Origin of the sequence: Micromonospora sp. AKA38 (assembly GCF_027925725.1) — a bacterium.
Lineage (GTDB): Bacteria > Actinomycetota > Actinomycetes > Mycobacteriales > Micromonosporaceae > Micromonospora.
In genome coordinates this window covers 1,735,040-1,756,401 of record NZ_BNEI01000005.1, presented here as the reverse complement: position 1 = coordinate 1,756,401, position 21,362 = coordinate 1,735,040, and the positions used below count along the sequence as shown (strand labels likewise).

At 75.5% G+C, this 21,362-nt stretch carries 17 protein-coding genes; 11 read left to right on the top strand and 6 right to left on the bottom strand.

The features are described 5' to 3' along the window. Window positions 1–189 precede the first annotated feature (189 nt). Complete coding sequence (locus tag TPA0908_RS24785) at window positions 190–3,084, bottom strand: AAA family ATPase (RefSeq protein WP_281941772.1); 2,895 nt, start codon at window positions 3,082–3,084, stop codon at window positions 190–192. 189 nt (window positions 3,085–3,273) lie between these two features. Between TPA0908_RS24785 and TPA0908_RS24780 the strand changes: the two genes are divergently transcribed. The 4 genes from TPA0908_RS24780 to TPA0908_RS24765 all read left to right on the top strand — a co-directional run bounded on the left by TPA0908_RS24780 (window position 3,274) and on the right by TPA0908_RS24765 (window position 9,774). Beyond that, window positions 3,274–6,204, top strand: coding sequence for a helix-turn-helix transcriptional regulator (locus tag TPA0908_RS24780; RefSeq protein ID WP_281941771.1), 2,931 nt, complete (start codon window positions 3,274–3,276; stop codon window positions 6,202–6,204). Window positions 6,205–6,314: 110 nt separating this feature from the next. Next, window positions 6,315–7,085, top strand: a complete 771-nt coding sequence (locus tag TPA0908_RS24775) for a DUF5995 family protein (protein ID WP_107160365.1) — start codon at window positions 6,315–6,317, stop codon at window positions 7,083–7,085. Between the two features lie 97 nt (window positions 7,086–7,182). After that, window positions 7,183–7,614 carry a hypothetical protein gene (locus tag TPA0908_RS24770; protein WP_281941770.1) on the top strand — a complete coding sequence of 144 codons (432 nt, stop codon included), beginning with the start codon at window positions 7,183–7,185 and terminating at the stop codon, window positions 7,612–7,614. A 63-nt stretch (window positions 7,615–7,677) separates the two neighbouring features. Beyond that, the gene (locus TPA0908_RS24765) at window positions 7,678–9,774 is read left to right on the top strand and encodes an APC family permease (protein WP_281941769.1); all 2,097 of its coding nucleotides are present in this window, start codon (window positions 7,678–7,680) and stop codon (window positions 9,772–9,774) included. A gap of 187 nt (window positions 9,775–9,961) precedes the next feature. Here the strand turns inward: TPA0908_RS24765 and TPA0908_RS24760 are convergent, their stop codons facing one another. The 5 genes from TPA0908_RS24760 to TPA0908_RS24740 form a co-directional block, all read right to left on the bottom strand. Next, on the bottom strand, window positions 9,962–10,168 hold the full coding sequence (locus TPA0908_RS24760; protein WP_091574126.1) for a hypothetical protein: 207 nt from the start codon (window positions 10,166–10,168) through the stop codon (window positions 9,962–9,964). A 118-nt stretch (window positions 10,169–10,286) separates the two neighbouring features. Further along, entirely contained in the window at window positions 10,287–11,489 is a 1,203-nt protein-coding gene (locus tag TPA0908_RS24755; RefSeq protein WP_281941768.1) for a low temperature requirement protein A, read from the bottom strand. A 306-nt stretch (window positions 11,490–11,795) separates the two neighbouring features. Further along, window positions 11,796–13,004 (bottom strand): hypothetical protein, encoded by a 1,209-nt coding sequence (locus tag TPA0908_RS24750; protein ID WP_281941767.1) that lies wholly within the window; start codon window positions 13,002–13,004, stop codon window positions 11,796–11,798. A gap of 217 nt (window positions 13,005–13,221) precedes the next feature. Beyond that, window positions 13,222–13,569: a TcmI family type II polyketide cyclase gene (locus tag TPA0908_RS24745; protein WP_281941766.1), complete on the bottom strand. Its 348-nt coding sequence runs from the start codon at window positions 13,567–13,569 to the stop codon at window positions 13,222–13,224. Window positions 13,570–13,665: 96 nt separating this feature from the next. Next, window positions 13,666–14,505, bottom strand: coding sequence for an AfsR/SARP family transcriptional regulator (locus TPA0908_RS24740; RefSeq protein ID WP_374709244.1), 840 nt, complete (start codon window positions 14,503–14,505; stop codon window positions 13,666–13,668). 434 nt (window positions 14,506–14,939) lie between these two features. Here TPA0908_RS24740 and TPA0908_RS24735 point away from each other — a divergent pair, with 434 nt between their 5' ends. Genes TPA0908_RS24735 through TPA0908_RS24705 form a run of 7 tightly spaced genes read left to right on the top strand, consistent with a single transcriptional unit; the run spans window position 14,940 to window position 21,338 of the window. Further along, window positions 14,940–15,269, top strand: a complete 330-nt coding sequence (locus tag TPA0908_RS24735; RefSeq protein WP_107160353.1) for a TcmI family type II polyketide cyclase — start codon at window positions 14,940–14,942, stop codon at window positions 15,267–15,269. Further along, entirely contained in the window at window positions 15,266–16,999 is a 1,734-nt protein-coding gene (locus tag TPA0908_RS24730; protein WP_281941763.1) for an acetyl-CoA carboxylase carboxyltransferase subunit alpha, read from the top strand. The genes TPA0908_RS24735 and TPA0908_RS24730 overlap by 4 nt, the downstream gene beginning before the upstream one ends. Then, the gene (accB, locus tag TPA0908_RS24725; protein ID WP_374709260.1) at window positions 16,924–17,478 is read left to right on the top strand and encodes an acetyl-CoA carboxylase biotin carboxyl carrier protein; all 555 of its coding nucleotides are present in this window, start codon (window positions 16,924–16,926) and stop codon (window positions 17,476–17,478) included. The genes TPA0908_RS24730 and accB overlap by 76 nt, the downstream gene beginning before the upstream one ends. Further along, window positions 17,478–18,959: an acetyl-CoA carboxylase biotin carboxylase subunit gene (locus TPA0908_RS24720; protein WP_281941759.1), complete on the top strand. Its 1,482-nt coding sequence runs from the start codon at window positions 17,478–17,480 to the stop codon at window positions 18,957–18,959. The genes accB and TPA0908_RS24720 overlap by 1 nt, the downstream gene beginning before the upstream one ends. Then, window positions 18,956–19,663 (top strand): SRPBCC family protein, encoded by a 708-nt coding sequence (locus TPA0908_RS24715; RefSeq protein ID WP_281941756.1) that lies wholly within the window; start codon window positions 18,956–18,958, stop codon window positions 19,661–19,663. Before TPA0908_RS24720 ends, TPA0908_RS24715 begins: the two co-directional genes overlap by 4 nt. Beyond that, window positions 19,660–20,070 carry a cupin domain-containing protein gene (locus TPA0908_RS24710; protein WP_107160343.1) on the top strand — a complete coding sequence of 137 codons (411 nt, stop codon included), beginning with the start codon at window positions 19,660–19,662 and terminating at the stop codon, window positions 20,068–20,070. The genes TPA0908_RS24715 and TPA0908_RS24710 overlap by 4 nt, the downstream gene beginning before the upstream one ends. After that, window positions 20,067–21,338 (top strand): beta-ketoacyl-[acyl-carrier-protein] synthase family protein, encoded by a 1,272-nt coding sequence (locus TPA0908_RS24705; RefSeq protein WP_281941754.1) that lies wholly within the window; start codon window positions 20,067–20,069, stop codon window positions 21,336–21,338. The genes TPA0908_RS24710 and TPA0908_RS24705 overlap by 4 nt, the downstream gene beginning before the upstream one ends. Window positions 21,339–21,362: the final 24 nt, after the last annotated feature.

Sequence of the window (21,362 nt, the reverse complement as noted above, 5' to 3'; positions counted from 1 at the left end):
CGGCCACTTCGCCGATCTTGGACTAGTGGCGCCAAGGTATGTCGGTTCACTCCTGGTATCGGAAGTGCCACTACTCCAAGATCGATGGAACGGCGCGCGTGGCGCCACCGGACGCTTGCCGGGCGCGACTGCTTCGGCCGCTGCCCGGGCCGGAGTGGCCCCGTGCCCGCTCCGACCCGGACGCGACCGTCAGGCGGCCAGCCCGAGCGCGGCGTCGGGCGGCGTCGGTGTTCGCCGGCCCCGGTCCGCTCGTTCGGGCGGGCCGGTCACCCAGCCGACCCGTGCCGGGCCGTCAGGTGCGACCCGCGCCCGGCCGCCCGGTATGACCCGCGCCGGGCCGTCAGGTGCGACCCGTGCCGGACCGACCGCTGCGACCTGCGCCGCACCGCCTGGCCTGTACGGGGCCGGGGAACCCGGTCCGGTCCGCCTGTCGCCGCTGACCGGAGCGTCCGGTCGCCCGATGCTGACGGCGCCGTTCCGTCGCCCGGCGCCGGTCGGAGTGTCCTGTTGCCCGAGGGCGGCCGGCGGGTTCCGCTGTCCGATCTCCCCCCGTGACGGGTCGGCCCGGGTGCCGGCCGCGTCGGCGTACCCCGATCGCTCCGTCGCCGACCGGAGTTTGCCGGCCCCGTCCGGTCCGGACGGCGGGACGGGTGCCGGTCGGGCCCCTCCACCCGACCGGCGCGCCCGCCCCGCCCCGAGCGGGCAGGTCACCCGCTCCTCGGCGTCCCACCCGGGGACGCCGGCCTCCACCGGCGCCGGCAGGCGTGCGGCGGGAGCCTCGCCCGGCCGATCGGCCACCTGGCGCACCACGCCGACACCCGGACGGCCGCTGATCCCCCGGTCAGCGACGCCGGCCCCCGTGCCGATACCCGGACGGCCGCTGATCCCTCTGCCAGCGACGCCGGCCCCCGTGCCGACGCCGGCCCCCGTGCGAGCCCCCCGCCCGAGGCCGGTTCCCGTCCGGGTCCAGGCTCCCCACCCGACATCGGTTCCCGCCCCGATGCCGAACCCGGCGTCGACGCGCGCTTCGACGACCGCGCCGGAGCGCGCGACGGTCGCCGGCCCAGGGGTGGCCCCGGACCGGACGGCGACGGGTACGCCGATGCGGTCGGCGCGGATCGCCGGCACCGGCCCACCGCTGGTCAGCCGGCGGACGAAGTCCGCCCGCACCGCACGCGGCAACCGGTGCGCGGCCACCCGGGCCACCACCGGCTCGACGATCGTCCAGCCGCCCGAGCCGCCCGAGCCGCCCGAGCCGCCCGAGCCGCCCGAGCCGCCCGAGCCGCCCGAGCCGCCCGAGATACCCGAGATGCGCGAGCCGCCCGAGGCGGCGGCGCTGCCCGAGCCGATACCGGTGCGCGGGACGCCCACGCCCGCTCCGGTGTCCGAACCAGCCCACTCGCGCGCACCGCCCGGCACGGTCCCGTCCGCGCCCGCGTTTGCGTCGGCTCCCGGTACGGCGCCGGCGCCGGTACGGCGGAGCAGGCCGGCCGCGGCCAGGGCGCGCAGCACCGGCCCGGCCTGGCCGGCCGGCCAGGCGAGCATCCGCTCGACGGTCGCCGTGGTGACCGGGCCGCCGACCACCGCGCCCGCCATCAGCGCCGCGCGCTGCGCGCCGTCCAGCCGGTCCAGCCGGGCGTCCACCAGCCGGCGGACCGGTGCGGGTACCCCGGCCGGCTCATCCTTCGCCGCGTCGGCCGCCGCGTACGCGTTCGCGACGGCCGGGTTGCCGCCGACCAGCGGCAGCAGCGCGGCGGCCAGCGCGGCGGGCCGGCCGGTCCGGTCCAGCAGGTGTCGCAGCAGGCGGCCGGTGTCCCGCGCGCCCAGCGGCGGCAGCCAGATCCGCAGCCGCCGGGCGACCGGCGCCGGCCGCGGGTCGGCGTGGCCGGCGCCGTGGGTGGCGACCACCGCGAGCGCCAGCCCGCGGTCGCCGGCCGCGGCGTACAGCTGGCCCAGGAAACGGTGCAGTGCCGGCGCGGCCCGGTCCAGGTCGTCCACCGCCACCACCACCGGGCTTCCGGCGGCCCGGTCGAGCAGCAGCTCGCGGGCGGCCACCGCGGCCCGGGCCGCCGCTGCGGCGTCGCGCGGCGCGGCGAGGAACGCGGCCAGCGCCGGGCTGGTCGCGGCCCATCCGGCCGCGCCCGGGGCCGAGCCGGGCAGCGGGCGTACGGTGGCCGGTCGGTCGGTCGCGTCCGGGGTGAGCAGCGCGCGGACCAGGTCGGCCAGCGGCGCCAGGTCCCCCTCCGGGAACGGCGGGCAGTGCGCCACGCACCAGCGCACCGCCGTGCCGTCCACGCGCGTCACGGCGCGGGTCAGCTCGTGCAGCAGTCGGCTGCGGCCGCTGCCGGGCGGCCCGGTCACGGAGATCCACCGTGGCCGGCGTTCGCGCAGCGCCCGGGTCACCGCGTCGGCCGCGCCGGCCAGTTCACGCCGGCGGCCCACCAGCGGGCCCCGGTGCCGGGTCGGCCGGTACGGGGACACCCCGGTCACCCGCCAGACGTCCAGCGGCAGCGTCTTGCCGGGTATCGTCGCGGTCGCGAGTGGACGCTGCTCCACGAGGCCGGCGACTGCCCGCCGGGTGACCGGGCAGACGACCACGCCGCCCGGCGGCGCGTACTCCTGGAGCCGGGCGGCGGTGGTGATCACCGCGCCGCTGGCCGCGCCGTGGCCGCCGTCGCGGGCGCCGGTCAGGTCCACCAGCACCTCGCCCGTCGCCACGCCGACCCGCACCCGCAGCCGGGCGTCGCCCGGCGACCGCCGGTCCAGCGCCGCCTGGATCTCCAGCCCGGCCCGCACCGCCCGGTACGCGTCGAAGCCGTCGCAGCCGGGCGCGCCGAACAGCGCCATCACGGCGTCGCCTACGTACTTCTCCACCACGCCCCGCCACCGGCGCAGCACGCCGGCGACGGTGCCGAAGTAGACCCGTTGCAGCGTCCGCACGTCCTCCGGGTCGAGCCGTTCCACCAGGCCGGTCGAGCCGACGATGTCGACGAAGAGCACCGTGACGGTGCGGCGTTCCTCCGGGACCGGCCAGAGCGCCGCGCGGGCGGCTTCCCGACTCGCCACGGGCGTGGTGATCACCATCGCACCCACCCTTTCCCTGGTCCGGTGCCCGACGACCTCCGGACACTTTCACCACCGGGCCCTCGGGGGATCGGTAGGACGACGTATGTCGGCCACGCGCAACCGTTAGTCGTGTTGTCGACGCGGGAGGTACCACAGGGCCCGCAACGCCGTAGAACAGTGCGGGGACCTGTGACTAGGCTGCCTCCCATGGCCAGCGACGTGGACTCCGCACCGCTCGTCGGCCGCGCCGGGACCGTGGCGACGCTGCGCTCGGCGCTGCTCGACGACGTCGCCCCCGGGCACACCGCGGCGGTCTTCCTCACCGGCGAGAGCGGGGTGGGTAAGACCCGGCTGCTGAGCGAGGTCGGCGAGCAGGTGCGGCAGGCCGGCGCACTGGTGCTCACCGGCACCTGCCTCGACATCGGCGACGCCTCGCCGCTGCACCCGGTGCGCCAGGCGCTGCGGCGGCTCGACGCCGATCTGGCCGAGGCGCGCACCACCTCGGCGGTCCGGGGCCTGTTGCAGGTGTTCGACGAGGAGACCCCCGGCCCGGACGGTGCGGGCGCACTGCTGGAACGGGTCGCCCAGGGGCTGCACCTGGTGGCCGGTGGCCGGCCGCTGGTGCTCGTGCTCGACGACCTCCAGTGGGTCGACCGGAGCACCCGCCAGCTCCTGCTCTATCTGCTCGCCGGCCTGGGCGACCTGCAACTGTCCGTGCTGGCCGCGATCCGTGCGGAGTCGCTGCGCGGCGCGCACCCGCTGCGCCGGGTGCTCGCCGAGCTGCGCCGGTTGCGTTCCGTCCAGGTGGTCGACCTGCTCCCGCTGGACCGGGCCGGGACGGACGAGCTGGCCGCCGCGATCGTCGGCGCGCCGCTGCCGCCGGAGGCCGCCGACCAGCTGTGGCAGCGCAGCGGCGGCAACCCGTTCGTGGTGGAGGAGCTGGCCCGCGACCGGCGGGACGGTCGCGACGGCCTCTCCGACACGCTGCGCGAGGTCTTCCTGGGCCGGGTCGACGCGCTGCCCCAGCCGGCGCACGCCGTGGTCCAGGCGGTCGCCGCCGGCGTCGAGCCGGTCGAGCACTGGCTGCTGGCGCAGGTGGTGCGGTTGCCCGAGGACGAGCTGCTCGACGCGGTGCGCGAGGCGGTGGCGCACCGCCTGCTGGTCGGCGCCGACGACGGCTACCGGCTGCGGCACCGGCTGGTCGCCGAGATCCTGGCCGGCGAGCTGCTGCCCGCCGAGCGGGCCGCGTTGCACCGCCGCTACGCCGAGGCGCTCACCGCCGCCCCGGCGGAGCTGCACCAGGCCCGGCTGGCCCACCACTGGCGGCAGGCCGGCGAGCCGGCGCGGGCGCTGCCGGCGGCGATGGCCGCCGCCCGCGAGGCGGAACGGCTGCACGGGTACGCCGAGGCGCACCGCCACTGGTCGACCGCGTTGACGCTGGCGGCCACGCCGGCCGTGGTGCCGCCCGACGGCGGGCGGCCGGCACCCGTCGACGTGGACCGCGCCGAGCTGCTCAGCCACGCCGCGGAGGCCGCGCACCACAGCGGCGAGCACGCCCGGGCGCTGACCCTGCTGGCGGAGCTGTCGGCCGATCCGGCCGGCCCGCCGACCTGCGCGCTGCACATCCGGCGGGCCCGCTACCTGGCCGCCGCCGGTCGGTCCGCGCCGGCCGAGGAGGAGTACCGGCGGGTGCTCTCCGCGACCGACTGCTCGCCGCACGAGCGGTGCACCGCCGCCGCCCGCCGGGCCGAGTTGCTGCTGCACCTGGGGCGCTACGCCGAGGCCGGCGAGCAGGCCCGGGAGGCGCTCGACCTGGCCGCCGGCGTGCCCGGTTGCACCTCCGAGGTGGTGCTGGCCAGCTCCGCGCTCGGCTTCAGCGAGGCGTTCCTGGGCGACCCGGCGGACGGGCTGACGGTGATGCGCCGGGCGCTGGAGACCGCCGAGTCCTCCGGCCGGCCGGAGGACGTGGCCTGCGCGTACCTGCACCTGGCGGAGCTGCTCACCGGGCCGCTCAACATCCTGGAGGAGGGCGTGGTGGTGGCCCGCCGCGGCGCCGAGCGCGTCGCCGAGCTGGGCCTGGGCCGCACCTGGGAGACCCGGCTGCTGGCGGTGGCGACGAACGGGCTGTTCCGGGTCGGGCAGTGGGCCGAGGCGGAGAAGGTCGTCGCCGCCGCGCTGCGGCACCGGCCGTCCGGCGCGGACGCGGTCGAGCTGCTGCTGGCCCGGTGCCGGCTCTCCGTCGGGTACGGCGACGTCGAGGCCTCCGACCGTGACCTGGAGGCGGTCGCCACGGTGCTGGCCGGGGGCGGCGCCCGGCACGTGCTGCCGATGCTCATCCTGCGCGCCGGGCTGGCCATGTGGCAGGGCCGGCACGACCTGGCCCGGCAGGCCGTCCAGCGGGGCCTGACCGAGAGCCGCTCCGACGACGTCATCGTGCTGGCCACGCTGGCCTGGCACGGGCTGCGGGCCGAGGCCGAGGCGGCGGCCAGCCGGACGGTGGAGGTGGACCCGAACGCGGTGCGCCGGCTGCGCGAGGTGGTCGACCGGGTGACCCGCAAGAGCGCCCGGGCGGGCGCCCCGGTGCGGTACGTCGCGGACGGTTTCCTGGCGCTCTGCGACGCCGAGCTGAGCCGGCTCGACGACGGTCGGGGCGACCCCGAGCTGTGGGGCCGCTCGGCCACCGAGTGGGACCGGCGGCACCACCCCTATCCCGCGGCGTACTCCCGCCTGCGGCAGGCCGAGGCGCTGCTGTCCCGCCGCAGCCGGATGGCGACCGCCGGTAAGCTGCTGCGCCAGGCGCACGCGACGGCACAGGCGCTCGGCGCGGTGCCGCTCAGCGCGGAGATCCGTACCCTGGCGGGTCGGGCCCGGGTGACCCTGGACGACGCGCCGACGCCGGCGCCCCGGCCACGCGCGGCACCCGCCGTGCCGGCGGTGGACGAGCTGGCGGTGCTGACCGCGCGCGAGCGGGAGGTGCTCGCCGCGGTCGCCGAGGGGCTCACGAACAAGGAGATCGGCCAGCGGCTGTTCATCAGCGAGCGGACCATCGGCGTGCACGTGTCGCACATCTTCGACAAGCTCCAGGTCCGGACCCGGGTGCAGGCCAGCGCCATCTTCCTGCGCAACCGTCCGGAATAGACGTACGCCGAATACGTCGTTCTACTGATCCGACCCACGCCCGGCGGCTGGCAGGCTGTCCGGCGGAGTCGGATGGCGTCGTGGGGGGCGCCGACCATCGTGGAGGAGAGATGACCGAACCGGTCTGGGGTCCCGTGCACCAGGACATCGTCGGGTTGCTCGCCGACCACCCCGCCGACGTGCCGGCGGTGGTCGACCACCTCACCAAGTTGCAGGACCTGCTGGTCCGGCTCCCGCCGCTGGAGGCGAGCTGCCCGCTCGCCGATTTCAACCGGCTCTACCTGGTCATCACCAGCACGGTGCTCGACGGTCTCTACGAGGACCGGTTCGTCGATCCGGCGTTCCTGGCCCGGCTCGACGTGGAGTTCGCCGCCCGCTACTTCGAGGCGCTGCGGTTCTGGACCGACTCCAGCCCGAGCACGCCGCGCGCCTGGTCGTGCCTGTTCAAGCGGATGCGTGGTCCGGACGCCCGGCCACTGCCGTCAGCCGCCGCCGGGGTCAACGCGCACATCAACTACGACCTGCCGTTCGCGCTGGTGACGACGCTGGAGAGCCTGGAGTCCGAGCCGGTCGACGGCAGCGACCAGCACCGCGACTACCTGGAGATCAACAAGATCTTCGCGGAGCGGATCCCGGAGCTGCGCCGGGGCTACCTGGACCACTGGCAGCTCATGATCGACATGGTGAACGGCGACATCGACGACTGGTACCAGGGCGAGCTGGTGGAGTACACCCGCAACGTGGCGTGGCGCAACGCGCAGAAGATCTGGCACTGCCGCCACGACCCGGACGCCCGTGAGTGTGAGCGGACGCGGCTGGACGACAACGCCGCGCTGCTCGGCCGGCTGCTGCTGTCGCCCCTCGGGGCGTTCCTGCAGTAGCCGGGACGGGGGGTCCCCGCGTCCCGCCGTCCGGGCGCGGGACGCGGGGACGCCGTCCGGTGGGTGTCGAGCCGGTCCGGCCGGGTACGACGGGGCCGTGTCATATCCCGAACCGACCGGCCCGCCGGGTCCGGTCCGTCACTTCCCGTTCCGCTTCGACCCCGCGTTCCGGCTGCCGCTGGCCCTGCTCGGGGTGCGGTCGGAGACCGCCACGGTGGAACTCGCCCCGGACGCGCTGGTCGTCCGGTTCGGCCCGTGGCGGCTGCGGACCACCCCGGCCAACGTCGTCGACGTCGAGCTGAGCGGACCGTACCGCTGGTGGCGGGCGGTCGGCCCGCACCTGTCGTTGGCCGACGGCGGCGTGACGTTCGGCAGCAGCGTCGCCGGCGGTCTCTGCCTCCGGTTCGACGAACCGGTGCCGGCGCTGGCGCCCGGCCCTTGGCCCCGACACCCGGCGGTCACCGTGACCGTCGCCGACCCGACGGCACTGCGCGACGCGCTGGCGCCCGGTTCTTCCGGTGGTGCTTGACCGGTTCCGCCGGGCCACGCCCCGGCCACCGCCTACCGTGATCAGGGGGCCGGAGGGGAGCAGATGGCGCAGGCACGGGACGGGGAGCAGCCCCGGCGTACGCGGGACCGCCGCCGCGAGGCGCACGCCGCCGCCGCGGCCCGGGCCGGCCGGCACGCCGAGCCCGGCGACCGGGCCACCCGCGCCCCGGGCACGCTGCCGGAGCGGGTGGCCGCGCCGGCCCGTCCGGCGGCCCCGGCCGACCGGCTGCACCGTTGGCTGTTCCAGCACCGGGTCGAGCCGGTCGGCCCGGAGGTCGGGGAGCACCAGGCACGGGCCCACCCCTGGTGGCAGGTGATGTGCCTGACCGGCGTCGACTACTTCTCCACGCTGTCCTACCTGCCCGGCATCGCCGCGGTCGCGGCCGGCGCGCTGAGCCCGCTGGCCACGCTGCTCATCGTGGCGCTGACGCTGCTGGGCATGCTGCCGATGTACCGGCGGGTGGCCCGGGAGAGCCCGCACGGGCAGGGCTCGGTGGCCATGCTGGAGCGGCTGCTGCCGTTCTGGCGCGGCAAGCTCTTCGTGCTGGTGCTGCTCGGCTTCGTGGCCACCTCCTGGATCATCACGATCACGCTCTCCGCCGCCGACGCCAGCGTGCACCTGCTGGAGAACCCGGTGCTGCCCGCGTCGTTCCCGCACGGCACCAGCGCCGCCGTGCTGGTGACGGTGGTACTGCTGCTGGTGCTCGGCGGCGTCTTCCTGCTCGGGTTCAGCGAGGCCGTGCAGGTCGCCATTCCGCTGGTGGCGGTCTTCCTGGCGTTGAACGCGGTGGTGGTGGTCGCCGGGCTGGCCCAGGTGGCCGCGGACCCCGGGCTGCTCACCGACTGGACCGCCCGGCTGACCCGGGTCGGCGGCGCCGGCGACGTGCTGGCCACCAGCGTGCTCGCGTTCCCGCTGCTGGTGCTGGGACTGTCCGGCTTCGAGACCGGGGTGAGCATGATGCCGCTGGTCCGCGGCGACGGCGGCGACCCGGAGCGCCGGCTCGCCGCCCGGATCCGCAGCACCCGTCGGCTGCTCACCACCGCCGCGCTGATCATGTCGGTCTACCTGGTCGCCACCACCTTCGTCACCACGGTGCTGATCCCGCCGGCGGCGTTCGCCCCGGGCGGGGCGGCGAACGGGCGGGCGCTGGCGTTCCTCGCCCACGAGCGCCTCGGCGAGGCGTTCGGCACCGTCTACGACATCAGCAGCGTGCTCATCCTCTGGTTCGCGGGCGCCTCGGCGATGGCCGGTCTGATCAACATCGTGCCCCGCTACCTGCCGTCGTACGGGATGGCGCCGGAGTGGGGCCGCGCGGTCCGCCCGGTGGTGCTGGTCTACACCGCGATCAGCATCGCCATCACGGTCGCCTTCTCCGCCGACGTCAACGCCCAGGCCGGCGCGTACGCCACCGGCATCCTGGCCATGATGGTCTCCGGCGCGATCGCGGTGACCATCTCGGCGGCGCGGGCCCGGCACCGGCTCGCCGCGGCCGGGTTCGCGCTGCTCACCACCGTGCTGCTGTACGCGCTCGCGGAGAACGTGGTGGCGAAGCCGGACGGCATCACCATCTCCGGCTTCTTCATCGCCGGCATCATCGCGGTCTCGTTGATCTCCCGGGTCACCCGGACCACCGAGCTGCGCGCCGAGCGCATCGAGTTCGACGAACCGGCCCGCCGCTTCGTCGACGAGTCCGTCGCCCGGGACGGGCGGCTGCACGTCATCGCCAACAAGCGGCAGAGCGGGTCGGTGAAGGAGTACCGGGTCAAGGAGCGGGCGCAGCGGTCGATGAACCCGGTTCCCGGCGCCGCCGACGTGATCTTCCTGGAGATCGACGTCAGCGACCCGTCGCAGTTCAGCCACGTGTTGCGGGTGCACGGGGTGGAGATCGGCGGGTACCGGATCCTGCGAGCCCGCAGCCCGGCCGCGCCGAACGCCATCGCGGCGATCCTGCTCGCGCTGCGCGACGCCACCGGGGTCCGCCCGCACTGCCACTTCGAGTGGTCGGAGGGGAACCCGATCGCCCACCTGCTGCGCTACCTGATCCTGGGGCGCGGCGACACGCCGCCGGTGGTCCGCGAGATCATCCGCAAGTCCGAGCCCGACCCCACCCGCCGCCCCGGCATCCACGTCGGCGGTTGAGGTTGAAGGACGGGCCCCCTGTTAACGCCTCCGGTCGAGAGGGGAGCCCCTCTCACGCCCCGCGCCGAAAGCCCAGCCTCCTAGGATGGCTTAGCGGGAGTGAGGGGCGCCGCCGGGGACGCGAAACGGCCCGCGCTCGCTGGGCGGGCGCGGGCCGGGGCAGTGCGGGGTACGGCGGGCGGCGGACCTACTTGGACGGCTCCGGAAGCTTGCAGTCGATCTTCGGGTTGGCGCCGATGTAGTTCAGCGGGCCGGCGACGATGGTGACCAGGATCGTGCCCGCCTCCGCGCAGTTGGTGTCGTCGTTGCCGTAGTAGCCGCGCTGGCCGGCGGCGATCGCGCCGATGATGAGCCAGATGACGACCAGGACGCCGACTATCGAGGTGCCGCGCATCAGTTGCCTCCACGGGGTTGTGGTGAGTTCGAGGTGGAGGGCATGTACCCCGCGCGGGTGATCCGCCAAACGGCGTGTCGGCCCCGGTGCGGCCGATTCCGATTACCGGCCGGGGAACTCAGTACGGCGGCGCCGGCTCCTCCGGCGGGCGGCCCCGGCTGCGCCGGTGGTCGGCCGCGGCCACCCCGGCCAGCACCAGCATGGCGCCGACGGAGGCGTACACCGGTGCGAGGAACAGCAGCGCCGGCGCGATGCAGAGCAGCGCCAGGACACCACCGGGGCGGGACAGCGACACCCGGCTGAACACCTCGTACTCGAAGGCGGCCCGACCGGTCAGGAACAGCGCCGGCCCACCGAGGATGACCGCCAACCAGGCCGGCGGCGTGTGTCCGGTCGGCTCCAGGAGCACCAGGTCGAAGCCGGTCGCGGAGGTCACCACCCCGGCCACCATCAACAGGTGGGTGTACGGAGCGGTGATCAGGAACCGGCTCGGTTGGCTCGACCGGGCGATGGCGGCCGGCAGCAACTCACCGGACTTGTGCACGTAGACACGCCAGAGCAGCAGCGTGGTGGCGAACGCGGTGGTGAACGCCGCGATGTTCTCCACCTCGGAGTGGTGCAGGCTGAACACACTGCCGGTGACCAGCACCGCGTCACCCAGCGCGATGATGAAGAACTGCTGGTAGCGCTCGGAGAGGTGCTCGGCGGTCACGTTGCGTTGGGCGTCCGGCACGGCGCCCAGACCGGGCACCGGATAGGCCAGCCGGAAGCCGAGGTAGTCGACGGCCAGCGCCGAGGCCCAGAACCACGTCCGGGCCGTGCCGTGCGCCGCGACCGCCCCGATCAGCCAGGGCACCGCCGACACCGCGAACCAGGCGGAGATCCGGATGGCCCGGCGGCCGGTCTGCGGGTGCCGGCGGACCGCCGGCATGAGGAACAGGCCGCGTCCGAGATGGATCGCCACGTACGTGCCGGCGAAGACCAGCCCCCGTGCGCCGAACGCCTCCGGAATGGCGGTGGTCATCAGCAGCGCGCCGAACATCACGGCCACCACCAGCAGCTTGATCTCCGCGCGCTGCGGATCGTAGAGGTCGGTGACCAGGGTGGTGATCGCCCACGTCCACCAGATCGCCATCAACATGATCAGCGACTCGGCGGCCCGCTCCCAGCCGACCCCGCCGACCAGGTACCGCGAGATCAGCGCGAGCCCCACCACGTAGACCAGATCGAAGAAGAGCTCCAGCAGCGTCACCCGGCGGGGCGCCTCGGGATCGCGGACCGGCGGTGGCCGGCCGGCGGGCTCCGGCGTCCGGGTGGGCACGAGTTGCTCCTGCGGTGGCGGGCTCGGCGTCGGCCGTCCCGCCCCTGCACAGACCGTAGCGAGAGGCCGTCGCCGTTCGTCGGATTTCCGGCATTCCGCCAGGGCCCGCCCGCTCCGGCGAGCCCGTGCGCCCGCTCCGACGGCGTGCGTCGGCCCGGCGGGGAGGTGGCGGGTCGGGCCGCCGGTCCGAGGCGGTCGCCCTGGTCCGGCGGTGTCGGCGCGGGCCCCAGCCGCCGGCGCCGCGGTGGGCACACACGTCGGGCCGGTGGCGACGATCGGTCACCACCGGCCCGGAACGGGTACGGACTACTCGGCGCTGGCCGGCAGCACCTTGTCGGCCTCGGCGCGGGCGCCGGCCAGCACCTTCGCCTGCTGGGGCCAGGTCGCCAGGCCAGGGGCGGCGCGCAGGCCGGCGGCCTTCACGGTCTCGCGCAGCGCGGCCTCGTCCAGCCCGGCCAGCTGACGGTAGGTGCGGATGCCGGCGTCCTGGAGGGCGGCGGCCAGCTTCGGCCCGATGCCCTGGATGCGGCGGAAGTCGTCCGGCGCCTCGGTGTCGGCCTGCGGCGGCGCGTCGTTCTCGACCGAGGTCCGGGGCGTCGGCACGACCGGCGTGACCGCCGGCTCGTCGGCCACGGGCGCCGGCTCGTTCGCGGGCTCCGGCTCGGCTGCGGCGGTGACGGGCTCGGCGGTGACGGGCTCGGCGGTGACGGGCTCGGCGGCGACGGCCTCGGTCTCGGTCTCGGGCGCGGTCACGGGCGTGCCCGTGGTGGCGACCGTCTCGGGCCCGGTCGCGCCGACGGGCCCCGGCGTGGCGGTGACGGGCTCGGGCGCGGGAGAAGCGGCTACGGGCTCCAGCTCCGGCCGGGTCGCGACGGGCGCGGCGGCGGGCTCGGGCTCGGCGACGGGCGCGGAAGGAGCGGCGGCGGGCTCGGGCTCGGCGGCAGGCGCGGGAGAAGCGGCTACGGGCTCCAGCTCCGGCCCGCTCGCGACAGTCTCGGTCTCGGTGGCGGCGGGCTCGGGCTCGGTCTCGATGGCGACTGGCGTCGGCTCGGTGAGTGCCGAAGCGGTCCCGGCCGGTTCCGGCGAGTCGGAGGTGACCGAGTCGGAGGTGACCGAGTCGGAGGTGACCGAGTCGGCGGGCGTCGAGGCGGTCACCGGCTCGTCGGCGGTACCGGCGGCGGTGACCACGACCGGCTCGGGCTCGCCGGTCGCGCCGTCGGCGGAGGCGTCGGCATCGGCGGCATCGGCGGCGGGGGTGGCGGGGGTGGCGGGGGCGTCCGTGTCGGCCGGGGCGGGCCGGTCGGTCACCGCGGCGGGGGCCGGCGTCTCGTCGACCACGGCGGCCGGCTGCGGTTCGTCGACGGTGGCGGTCACCGTGGCCGGGACGGCGGCACCGTCCACGGTGGGCGTGACGGCGCCGGCGCCGGCCCGGCGGCCGCTCACCACCCAACCGACGCCAAGTCCGATGAGCAGGGCCAGGATCACGAGCAGCCACTGCCCGAAGCTCGACGGCATGGCCAACCTCCTTGTATGTACGTGCACGACGGTCGCGAGAAAGCTCGGGGCAGCTTTGCACACGTGCGCGCGGCACGACAGGCAGGTCGGCGCCGGGTGCCGACGGTGGGACCGATCCTGCCGGCCGGTGGCCGGAGGATGACCGTGGGTGCGGGAGGCACCCCGGGACCTGGTGCCGTGCGCGGTCCCGGGGTGCCTCGTCCGTGGCCCGGTCCGGTCAGCGGATCCGGTCGGGCATGGGGGCGTCGGCGGTGTCCCAGCTGTAGAAACAACCTGCCACGGCGTCGCGGGGCGAGTGCCAGGTCGGCAGGTACGGCGAGGTGTGCGCGGAGAGCCGTTCGTTGACGCGCTTGTAGAGCGGGTGTTCGCGCAGGTCGGCGGTCGGGTCCGGGGCGACGTCGACGGTCTCCATCAGATGGACGCACAGGTCGTGGAGGTAGTACAGCGACCGGTGCCGGATCCCGGTGAGCCGGGGCAGCTCGGTCGCGTCGGACTCGGCGAAGATCTGGGCCACCCGGCCCTGCGATCCGGGCACGATCCGGCTGACCACCAACAGTCGACTCATCGCAGACCCCTTCCGCCGCGCTGCTGCCGCGTCGACCACCGGCCGGACGGCGGCGGTCGTGGGTCCCACGATGCCGGGGCGGGTGTCACCTCGCCGTCACGGCGTACCCCTGGGCATTGATGGGGGTGGCGACGTCGCGCCGCGCGGGTGCGGCGCCGGGCCGCGCGGCGCGGCGTTGGCGGGCCGACCGGCAGGCCGCTGCGGCGGATCCGGCCGGCTGGCCCGGCGGATCGGGGCGAGCGTGTCGTCGAGCAGCGCGGTCATGGCCGGGGAGGGTTCCAGGCGCAGCTCGCGCAGGAGCAGGTCCCGGTAGACGTAGAACGCGTGCACGGCCTCGAACGCGTTGCCCTCGGCCAGGTGGATGCGGACGACCAGGCGGTGCGGGGTCTCGCGCAGCGGCTCGGCGGCCAGCGCCTCCAGCGCCGCCTCGAGCGCCTCGCCGTGCCGGCCGGCGGCGAGGTGGTTGCCGGCGAGTTCCTCCAGCATGTGCAGGCGTAGCTGGCGCAGCCGTTCGCGTTCCAGCAGCACCCAGTCGTCGTACCAGCCGGGGAGCAGGTCGTGCCGGCCGGTGCCGGCGGCGCCGCGGGGCGTCATGCCGTCGCGGACCCGGGCGGCGGCCTCGACCAGCTCGTCCACGTCGAGGTGGACGGTGGCGCCGAGGCGGACCGTGTCACCGTCGGTGCGCAGCGGGCAGCACGGGTCCTGGCGGAGGCGCCACAGCGCGGTACGCAGCGACGAGAGCGCCCGCTCCTCGGGGGTCTCGGGCCAGAGCAGTCCGGCGAGGTGGCTGCGGGTCGCGGCCGGACGCAGGCCGATCAGGGCGATGACCCGTTGCAGGCCGCGGGGCACCACCACCGGCACGTCGTCGTGCAGCAGTTGGAAACCGCCGAGCAGGTGCAGCGCCACGCGGGGGGCGGGATCCCCCGCCGTCGGCATCCTCGATCCACCGGACACGGCGCACCCCCCAGCACCGGAACCTGAGTCCCGACTGTCCTGTCTGCCCGGATCTTCTCGCCCGCGACGCCGTTGTCGGAACGCCTCCGCCGCGGTCGCCGGACGTGTGCCGTGGCCGGGTCGACCAGAACGGAGAATATCAACGTCTGTTACTCTGAGTCAACAGGCGGTGACTTCGTTGACCCTCCGTAACGTATTCGTAAGTGGCCCGTGATCTGCGAATAAGTGTCGTCAATGGACGAGTGTCGGTTGATCTTCGCATAGCTGACGCACAGGTTGCGTCAACGCAGCGTCACCATTTCTGCGGTCCGATCGAGCCCGGTTGACGCCCGGTTGACGGCCCGGGCGGCACCGTGGGCCAACCGTGCGGCGTGACCGGTCCGCCGCGCACCGGGACGCACCAGGGGAGGCCGCGCATGGACCGCTCGCTCATCGTCGCGAAGGTGGTGCCCACCGCCGAGGACCGGGTCGCCGAGATCTTCGCCGAGTCCGACGCGACCGAGCTGCCCGGCCTGGTCGGCGTGCGGCACCGGTCCCTCTACCGGCTGCACGACCTCTACGTGCACCTGCTGGAGACGGAGACGCCGGCGCACAGCGCGGTGGAGGACGCCCGGGGCCATCCCGAGTTCGTCCGGATCAGCGAGCGGCTGCGGCCGTACATCTCGCCGTACCTGCCGACCTGGCGTTCGCCGCGCGACGCCATGGCGCACTGCTTCTACCGGTACGACGCCGGGCGGCGGCCGTGACCACCACCGCGCCCCGCGACGAGCAGCTCTGGTCCCGCTGCGACGGCTGCGCCTCGCTGCTCTACCGCAAGCGGCTACGCCGCAACCTGGACGTCTGCCCGGAGTGTGGCACGCACACGCGGCTGGACGCCCCGGACCGGGTGGCGCAGCTCGTCGACCCGGACTCGTTCGTCCCGCTGCCGGACCGGGCGGTCCGGGTCGACCCGATCGACTTCGTCGACGCGCTGCCGTACCCGCACCGGCTCGGCGCGGCCCGCGCCGGCACCGGCCTGGACGAGGCCGTACTCTGCGGCACCGCGCGGCTGGGCGGGCATCCGGTGGCGCTGGCCGTGATGGACTTCCGCTTCCTCGGCGGCAGCCTCGGCTGCGCGGTCGGTGAGCTGATCACCCGGACCGCCGAGCGGGCGCTGGCCGACAGTGTCCCGCTGGTGCTGGTCACCGCGTCCGGTGGGGCGCGGATGCAGGAGGGCGCGCTGTCGCTGATGCAGATGGCCACCGTCAGCCAGGCGGTGGCCGGGCTGCGCGAGGCGGGTCTGCTGACGGTCAGCGTGGTCACCGATCCCACGTACGGCGGGGTGGCCGCGTCGTTCGCCACCAACACCGACGTGGTGCTCGCGGAGAGCGGCGCCCGGCTGGGCTTCGCCGGCCCCCGGGTGATCCGCCAGGTCACCGGCGCCGCGCTGCCCGAGGGTTTCCAGACCGCGGAGTACCTGCTCCGGCACGGACAGGTCGACATGGTGGTGCCCCGGCACGCGCTGCGGGGGCGGCTGGCCGCGTTGCTCGCCGCCGCCGGGGCCGCCCGCCGGCCCACCCCGCCGGCACCGCGACCGGCCGCCGCCGGGGCACCCGCCGTCGCCCGGCCGGCCCGCGACCCCTGGGAAACGGTACGCACCGCCCGGCACCCCGGCCGGCCGACCACGCTCGACTACCTGGAGACCGCGTTCGACGGCTTCGTCGAGCTGCACGGCGACCGGCTGGGCGCGGACTGTCCGGCGGTCGTCGGCGGCGTCGCCCGGCTCGACGGCCGGCCGGTGATGGTGATCGGCCACCAGAAGGGACACACCACCGCCGAGCTGGTGGCCCGGAACTTTGGCATGGCCAGCCCGGCCGGGCACCGCAAGGCGCTGCGGCTGATGCGCCTCGCGGCCCGGCTGCGGCTGCCCGTGGTGACGCTCGTGGACACGCCCGGCGCGGACCCGGGGGTGGCCGCCGAGCAGCAGGGCCAGGCCGCGGCGATCGCGGAGAACATCCTCGCGCTGAGCGTGCTGCCCACCCCGGTCGTCGCGGTGGTCACCGGTGAGGGCGGCAGCGGCGGCGCGCTGGCCCTCGCCGTCGCCGACCGGGTGCTCATGCTGGAGCACGCCGTCTACTCGGTGATCAGCCCCGAGGGCTGCGCCGCGATCCTCTGGCCGGACAGCGCCGCCGCCCCGCAGGCCGCCCGGGCGCTGCGGCTCACCGGCGCCGACCTGTGCCGGCTCGGCGTGGTCGACGAACTGGTGCCGGAGCCGTACCCGGCCGCGCACGGCGACCCGGCGGGCGCGGCCGAGCTGCTGCGCCGGGCGGTCGCGGCGAACCTGGCCCCGCTGCTCACGGTGCCGCCGGCCACGCTCGTGCGCCGCCGCCGGCAGCGGTTCCGCCGCTTCGGCGCGGCGCGATCCGTGGACCCGTCGGCCCGCGCCACGGCGCCGCCGCGTCGCACCGCCGTCGACGACCGGCCGGAGGTGGCGTGATGGCGGACGCCGGGGCCGAGCAGGTGCTGGACGGGCTGCGCCGGCAGGCCCGCAAACTCGTCGACGACCTGGCCGGGCCGGTCCGCCGGGTACGGCTGCGCAGCGGCGACGCGGCGCTGGAGGTGGAGTGGCACGACCCGGTGCCGCCGACGCCGCGTACCGGCGGGGAACCGGCCGGTGAGCCGGGGTCGCGGCCCGTCGCGCAGGTGACGCCCGACGCCGACCGGACGACCGTGCGGGCGCCCGTGGTGGGCACGTTCTACCGCGCCCCCGAGCCTGGCGCGGCGCCGTTCGTCGCGGTCGGTGACCTGGTCCGGCCGGGCCAGGTGATCGGCATCGTGGAGGCGATGAAGCTGATGAACGAGGTGACCGCCGGTCAGGCCGGCCGGGTGGTCGAGGTGCTCGTCCCCGACGGCAAGCCGGTCGAGTACGACCAGCCGCTGGTCGTCCTCGACCCCGACCCCGGTCAGGACGCCTGATGTTCGACAAGGTGCTGATCGCCAACCGGGGCGAGATCGCGCTACGGGTGCTGCGGGCCTGCCGGGAACTGGGCGTCCGTACGGTGGTGGCGCACTCCAGCGCGGACGCCGACTCGCTGCCGGTGCGGCTGGCCGACGAGGCGGTCCGGATCGGGCCGGCGGCCAGCCGTCGCAGCTACCTCAACGCCGCGGCGATCGTCGAGGCGGCCCGGCAGACCGGCGCGCAGGCCGTCCACCCCGGTTACGGTTTCCTCTCCGAGGACGCCGACTTCGCCGAGATCTGCGCGGAGAACGGGCTGGTCTTCGTCGGTCCGCCGCCGCAGGTGATGGCCGCGCTGGCGGACAAGTCCACCGCCCGCGCGCTGATGAGCCGGGCCGGCCTGCCGCTGCCGCCGGGCAGCGTGCGGACGCTGCCGACCGTCGCCGAGGCGCAGGCGGTGGCCGCCGAGGTCGGCTACCCGGTGATCGTGAAGGCCGCGGCCGGCGGCGGCGGACGCGGCATGACCGTGGTGCGCTCCGCCGCCGAGCTGCCCCGGGCGTACGCCCGCACCCGCGCCGCCGCGCAGGTCGCCTTCGGCGACGACCGGGTGTACGTCGAGCGCTACCTCGTCGACGCCCGCCACGTCGAGGTGCAGGTGCTCTGCGACAACCACGGCAACGGCGTGCACCTGGGCACCCGGGACTGCTCGGTGCAGCGCCGGCACCAGAAGCTCATCGAGGAGGCGCCGGCGCCCGCGCTGCGACCGGCCACCCTGGACACGCTCGCCGAGGTCGCGCTGCGCGGCGCGCTGTCGGTCGGCTTCACCGGCGCCGGCACCGTCGAGTTCCTGGTGGACGACGCGGAACGCGCGCACTTCCTGGAGATCAACTGCCGGATCCAGGTGGAGCACCCGGTCACCGAGATGGTCACCGGCGTCGACCTGGTGCAGGAACAGTTGCACGTGGCCGCCGGCACGCCGCTGCGGCTGCGGCAGTCCGACGTCCACCTGCGCGGGGTGTCGATCGAGTGTCGGGTCAACGTGGAGGACCCGGACCGTGACTTCGCGCCCGCCCCCGGCCGGCTGGAGCGGTTCCGGCCGCCCGGTGGCCCGTTCACCCGGGTCGACACGCACGGCTATGCCGGCTACCTGGTCGGCCCGCACTACGACTCGCTGCTGGCCAAGGTGGCGGTCTGGGCGCCGGACCGGGCCGCCGCGCTGGACCGGCTCGACCGCGCGCTGGCCGAGTTCGACGTGGCCGGACCCGGCGTGCGGACCACCATCCCGTTCGCCCGGCGGGTGCTGCGCGACCCGGCGTTCCGGGCCGCCCGGCACACCACCGCGCTGGTCGAGCGCCTGCTCACCCCGGGCGACGCCGGCACCGACACCAGCGACGCCGACCACGCCGCCGTGCCCGACCCGCGCGCCGGGGACGACCCGACCGGCCGTACCCCCGTTCCCGCCGTTCCCGCCACCGGCCCGACCACCTGGAGGAACCCATGACCGTCGCCCCCGACCGACCGCTCGCCAGCGAGATCACCGACATCCTGGTGACCCACTGCGGCCTGGACCCCGACGTCGCCGCCACCACCCCGGCGGCGAGCCTGGAGGAGCTGGGCATGGACTCGCTGGCGCTGCTCGAACTCGCCGCGGTGGTGGCCGACCGGTGGCGGGTGAAGATCCCCGAGCAGGCCGGCGAACTCAGCATCGCCGGCGTCGCCGACCTGGTGGCCCGCCGCGCGGACCCGCCGGGGCACACCGAGAACGCGGTGGACATCCTCGCGCCGCTGCCGCTGGTCTGGGACATCACCAACGACGTGGCCCGGTGGACCGAGCTGTTCACCGAGTACGCGGTGGCCGAGATCCTGCACCGCGACGGCGACACGGTCCGCTTCCGGCTCACCATGCACCCGGACGAGAACGGCGTGGCGTGGAGCTGGGTCAGCGAACGCACCGCCGACCCGGCCGCCCGCGAGGTGCACGCCCGGCGGGTGGAGACCGGTCCGTTCGAGTACATGCGCATCCACTGGCGCTACGAGGAGATCCCCGGCGGCACCCGGATGACCTGGACGCAGGACTTCGCCATGAAGCCCACCGCGCCGGTCGACAACGCCGGCATGACCGCGCGGATCAACACCAACAGCGCGATCCAGCTCGCTGTGATCAAGGACAGGATCGAGCGGGCGTACGCGGGAGGCGCGCGATGACCGACACCACCACCGCCCGGGTCTCCGTCCACGACGTCCCCGCCGACCGGCGGCGCGGCGGCGAGCTGCGGGTGCTGCTCGGCCCGAAGACCGTCGGCAGCACCTCCGGGTTCATGGGGGTGGCCGCGCTCGCGCCGGGGGAGCGGATCGCCGAGCACTACCACCCGTACAGCGAGGAGTTCCTCTACGTGGCGCGCGGCGCGATCACCGTCGACCTGGACGACCAGCCGGTCCCGGTGGCCGCCGGGGAGGCGCTGTACGTGCCGAAGGACGTCCGGCACCGGCTGCGCAACACCGGCGACGAGCCGGCCGAGGTGGTCTTCCACCTCGGTCCGCTCGCGCCCCGCCCGGAACTCGGGCACGTCGACACCGAGAGCGCCGCCCCACCGCCACGGGAGCCGTCGTGACCGGCCGGCGCACCGTGGTCACCGGCGTCGGCGTGGTGGCCCCCGGCGGCGCCACCCGGGACCGGTTCTGGAAGACCATCACCGAGGGACGGACGGCCACCCGGCGGATCAGCTTCTTCGACCCGTCGCCGTTCCGCTCGCAGATCGCCGCCGAGTGCGACTTCGACCCCGACGCGGCCGGCATCACGCTCGCCGAGCGGCAACGCGCCGACCGGTACGTGCAGTTCGCGCTCGCCTGCTCCGCCGAGGCGCTCGCCGACAGCGGGCTGACGCTCACCGACGCCGAGCGGGAGCGGGCCGGCGTGGTGCTCGGCACCGCCGTCGGCGGGACCATGGCGCTGGAGCAGGAGTACGTCCGGGTCAGCGACTCCGGCCGGCACTGGCTCGTCGACCACGCGCTCGGCGGGCCGTACCTCTACCAGGCGCTGGTGCCCAGCAGCCTGGCCGCGGACGTGGCCTGCCGGCACGGCCTGCACGGCCCGGCCCAGGTGGTCTCCACCGGCTGCACCTCCGGCATCGACGCGATCGGGTACGCCCACCAGCTCGTCGCCGACGGTGAGGCCGACATCGTGCTGGCCGGCGCCGCCGACTCGCCGATCTCCCCGGTCACCGTCGCCTCGTTCGACGCGATCGGCGCGACCAGCCCGGACAACGACGACCCGGAGCACGCGTCCCGGCCGTTCGACGCCGACCGGCACGGCTTCGTGCTGGCCGAGGGCGCGGCCGTGCTGGTGCTGGAGGAGGCCGAACACGCCCGCCGCCGGGGCGCGCACGTCTACTGCGAGGTGGCCGGCTACGCCAGCCGCAGCAACGGCTTCCACATGACCGGCCTGCGCCCGGACGGCGCGGAGATGGCGGTCGCCATCACCGACGCGCTGCGCCAGGCCCGGCTCGCCCCGTCGGCCGTGTCGTACGTCAGCGCGCACGGCTCCGGCACCCGGCAGAACGACAGGCACGAGACCGCCGCGTTCAAGCGGGCGCTCGGCCCGGCCGCGTACCGGGTGCCGATCAGCTCGATCAAGTCGATGGTGGGGCACTCGCTCGGCGCGATCGGCTCGATCGAGATGGCCGCCTGCGCCATGGCCATCGAGTACGGGGTCGTCCCGCCCACCGCGAACTGGACCACCCGGGACCCGGAGTGCGACCTGGACTACGTGCCGAACGAGGCCCGCGAGGTGCCGGTGGACGTGGCGCTCTCGGTGGGCAGCGGCTTCGGCGGTTTCCAGTCCGCGATGGTGTTCCGCCGGCTCGCCGTGGCGGCATCGTGAGCGCGAGGAGTGAGCCGGTGTTGC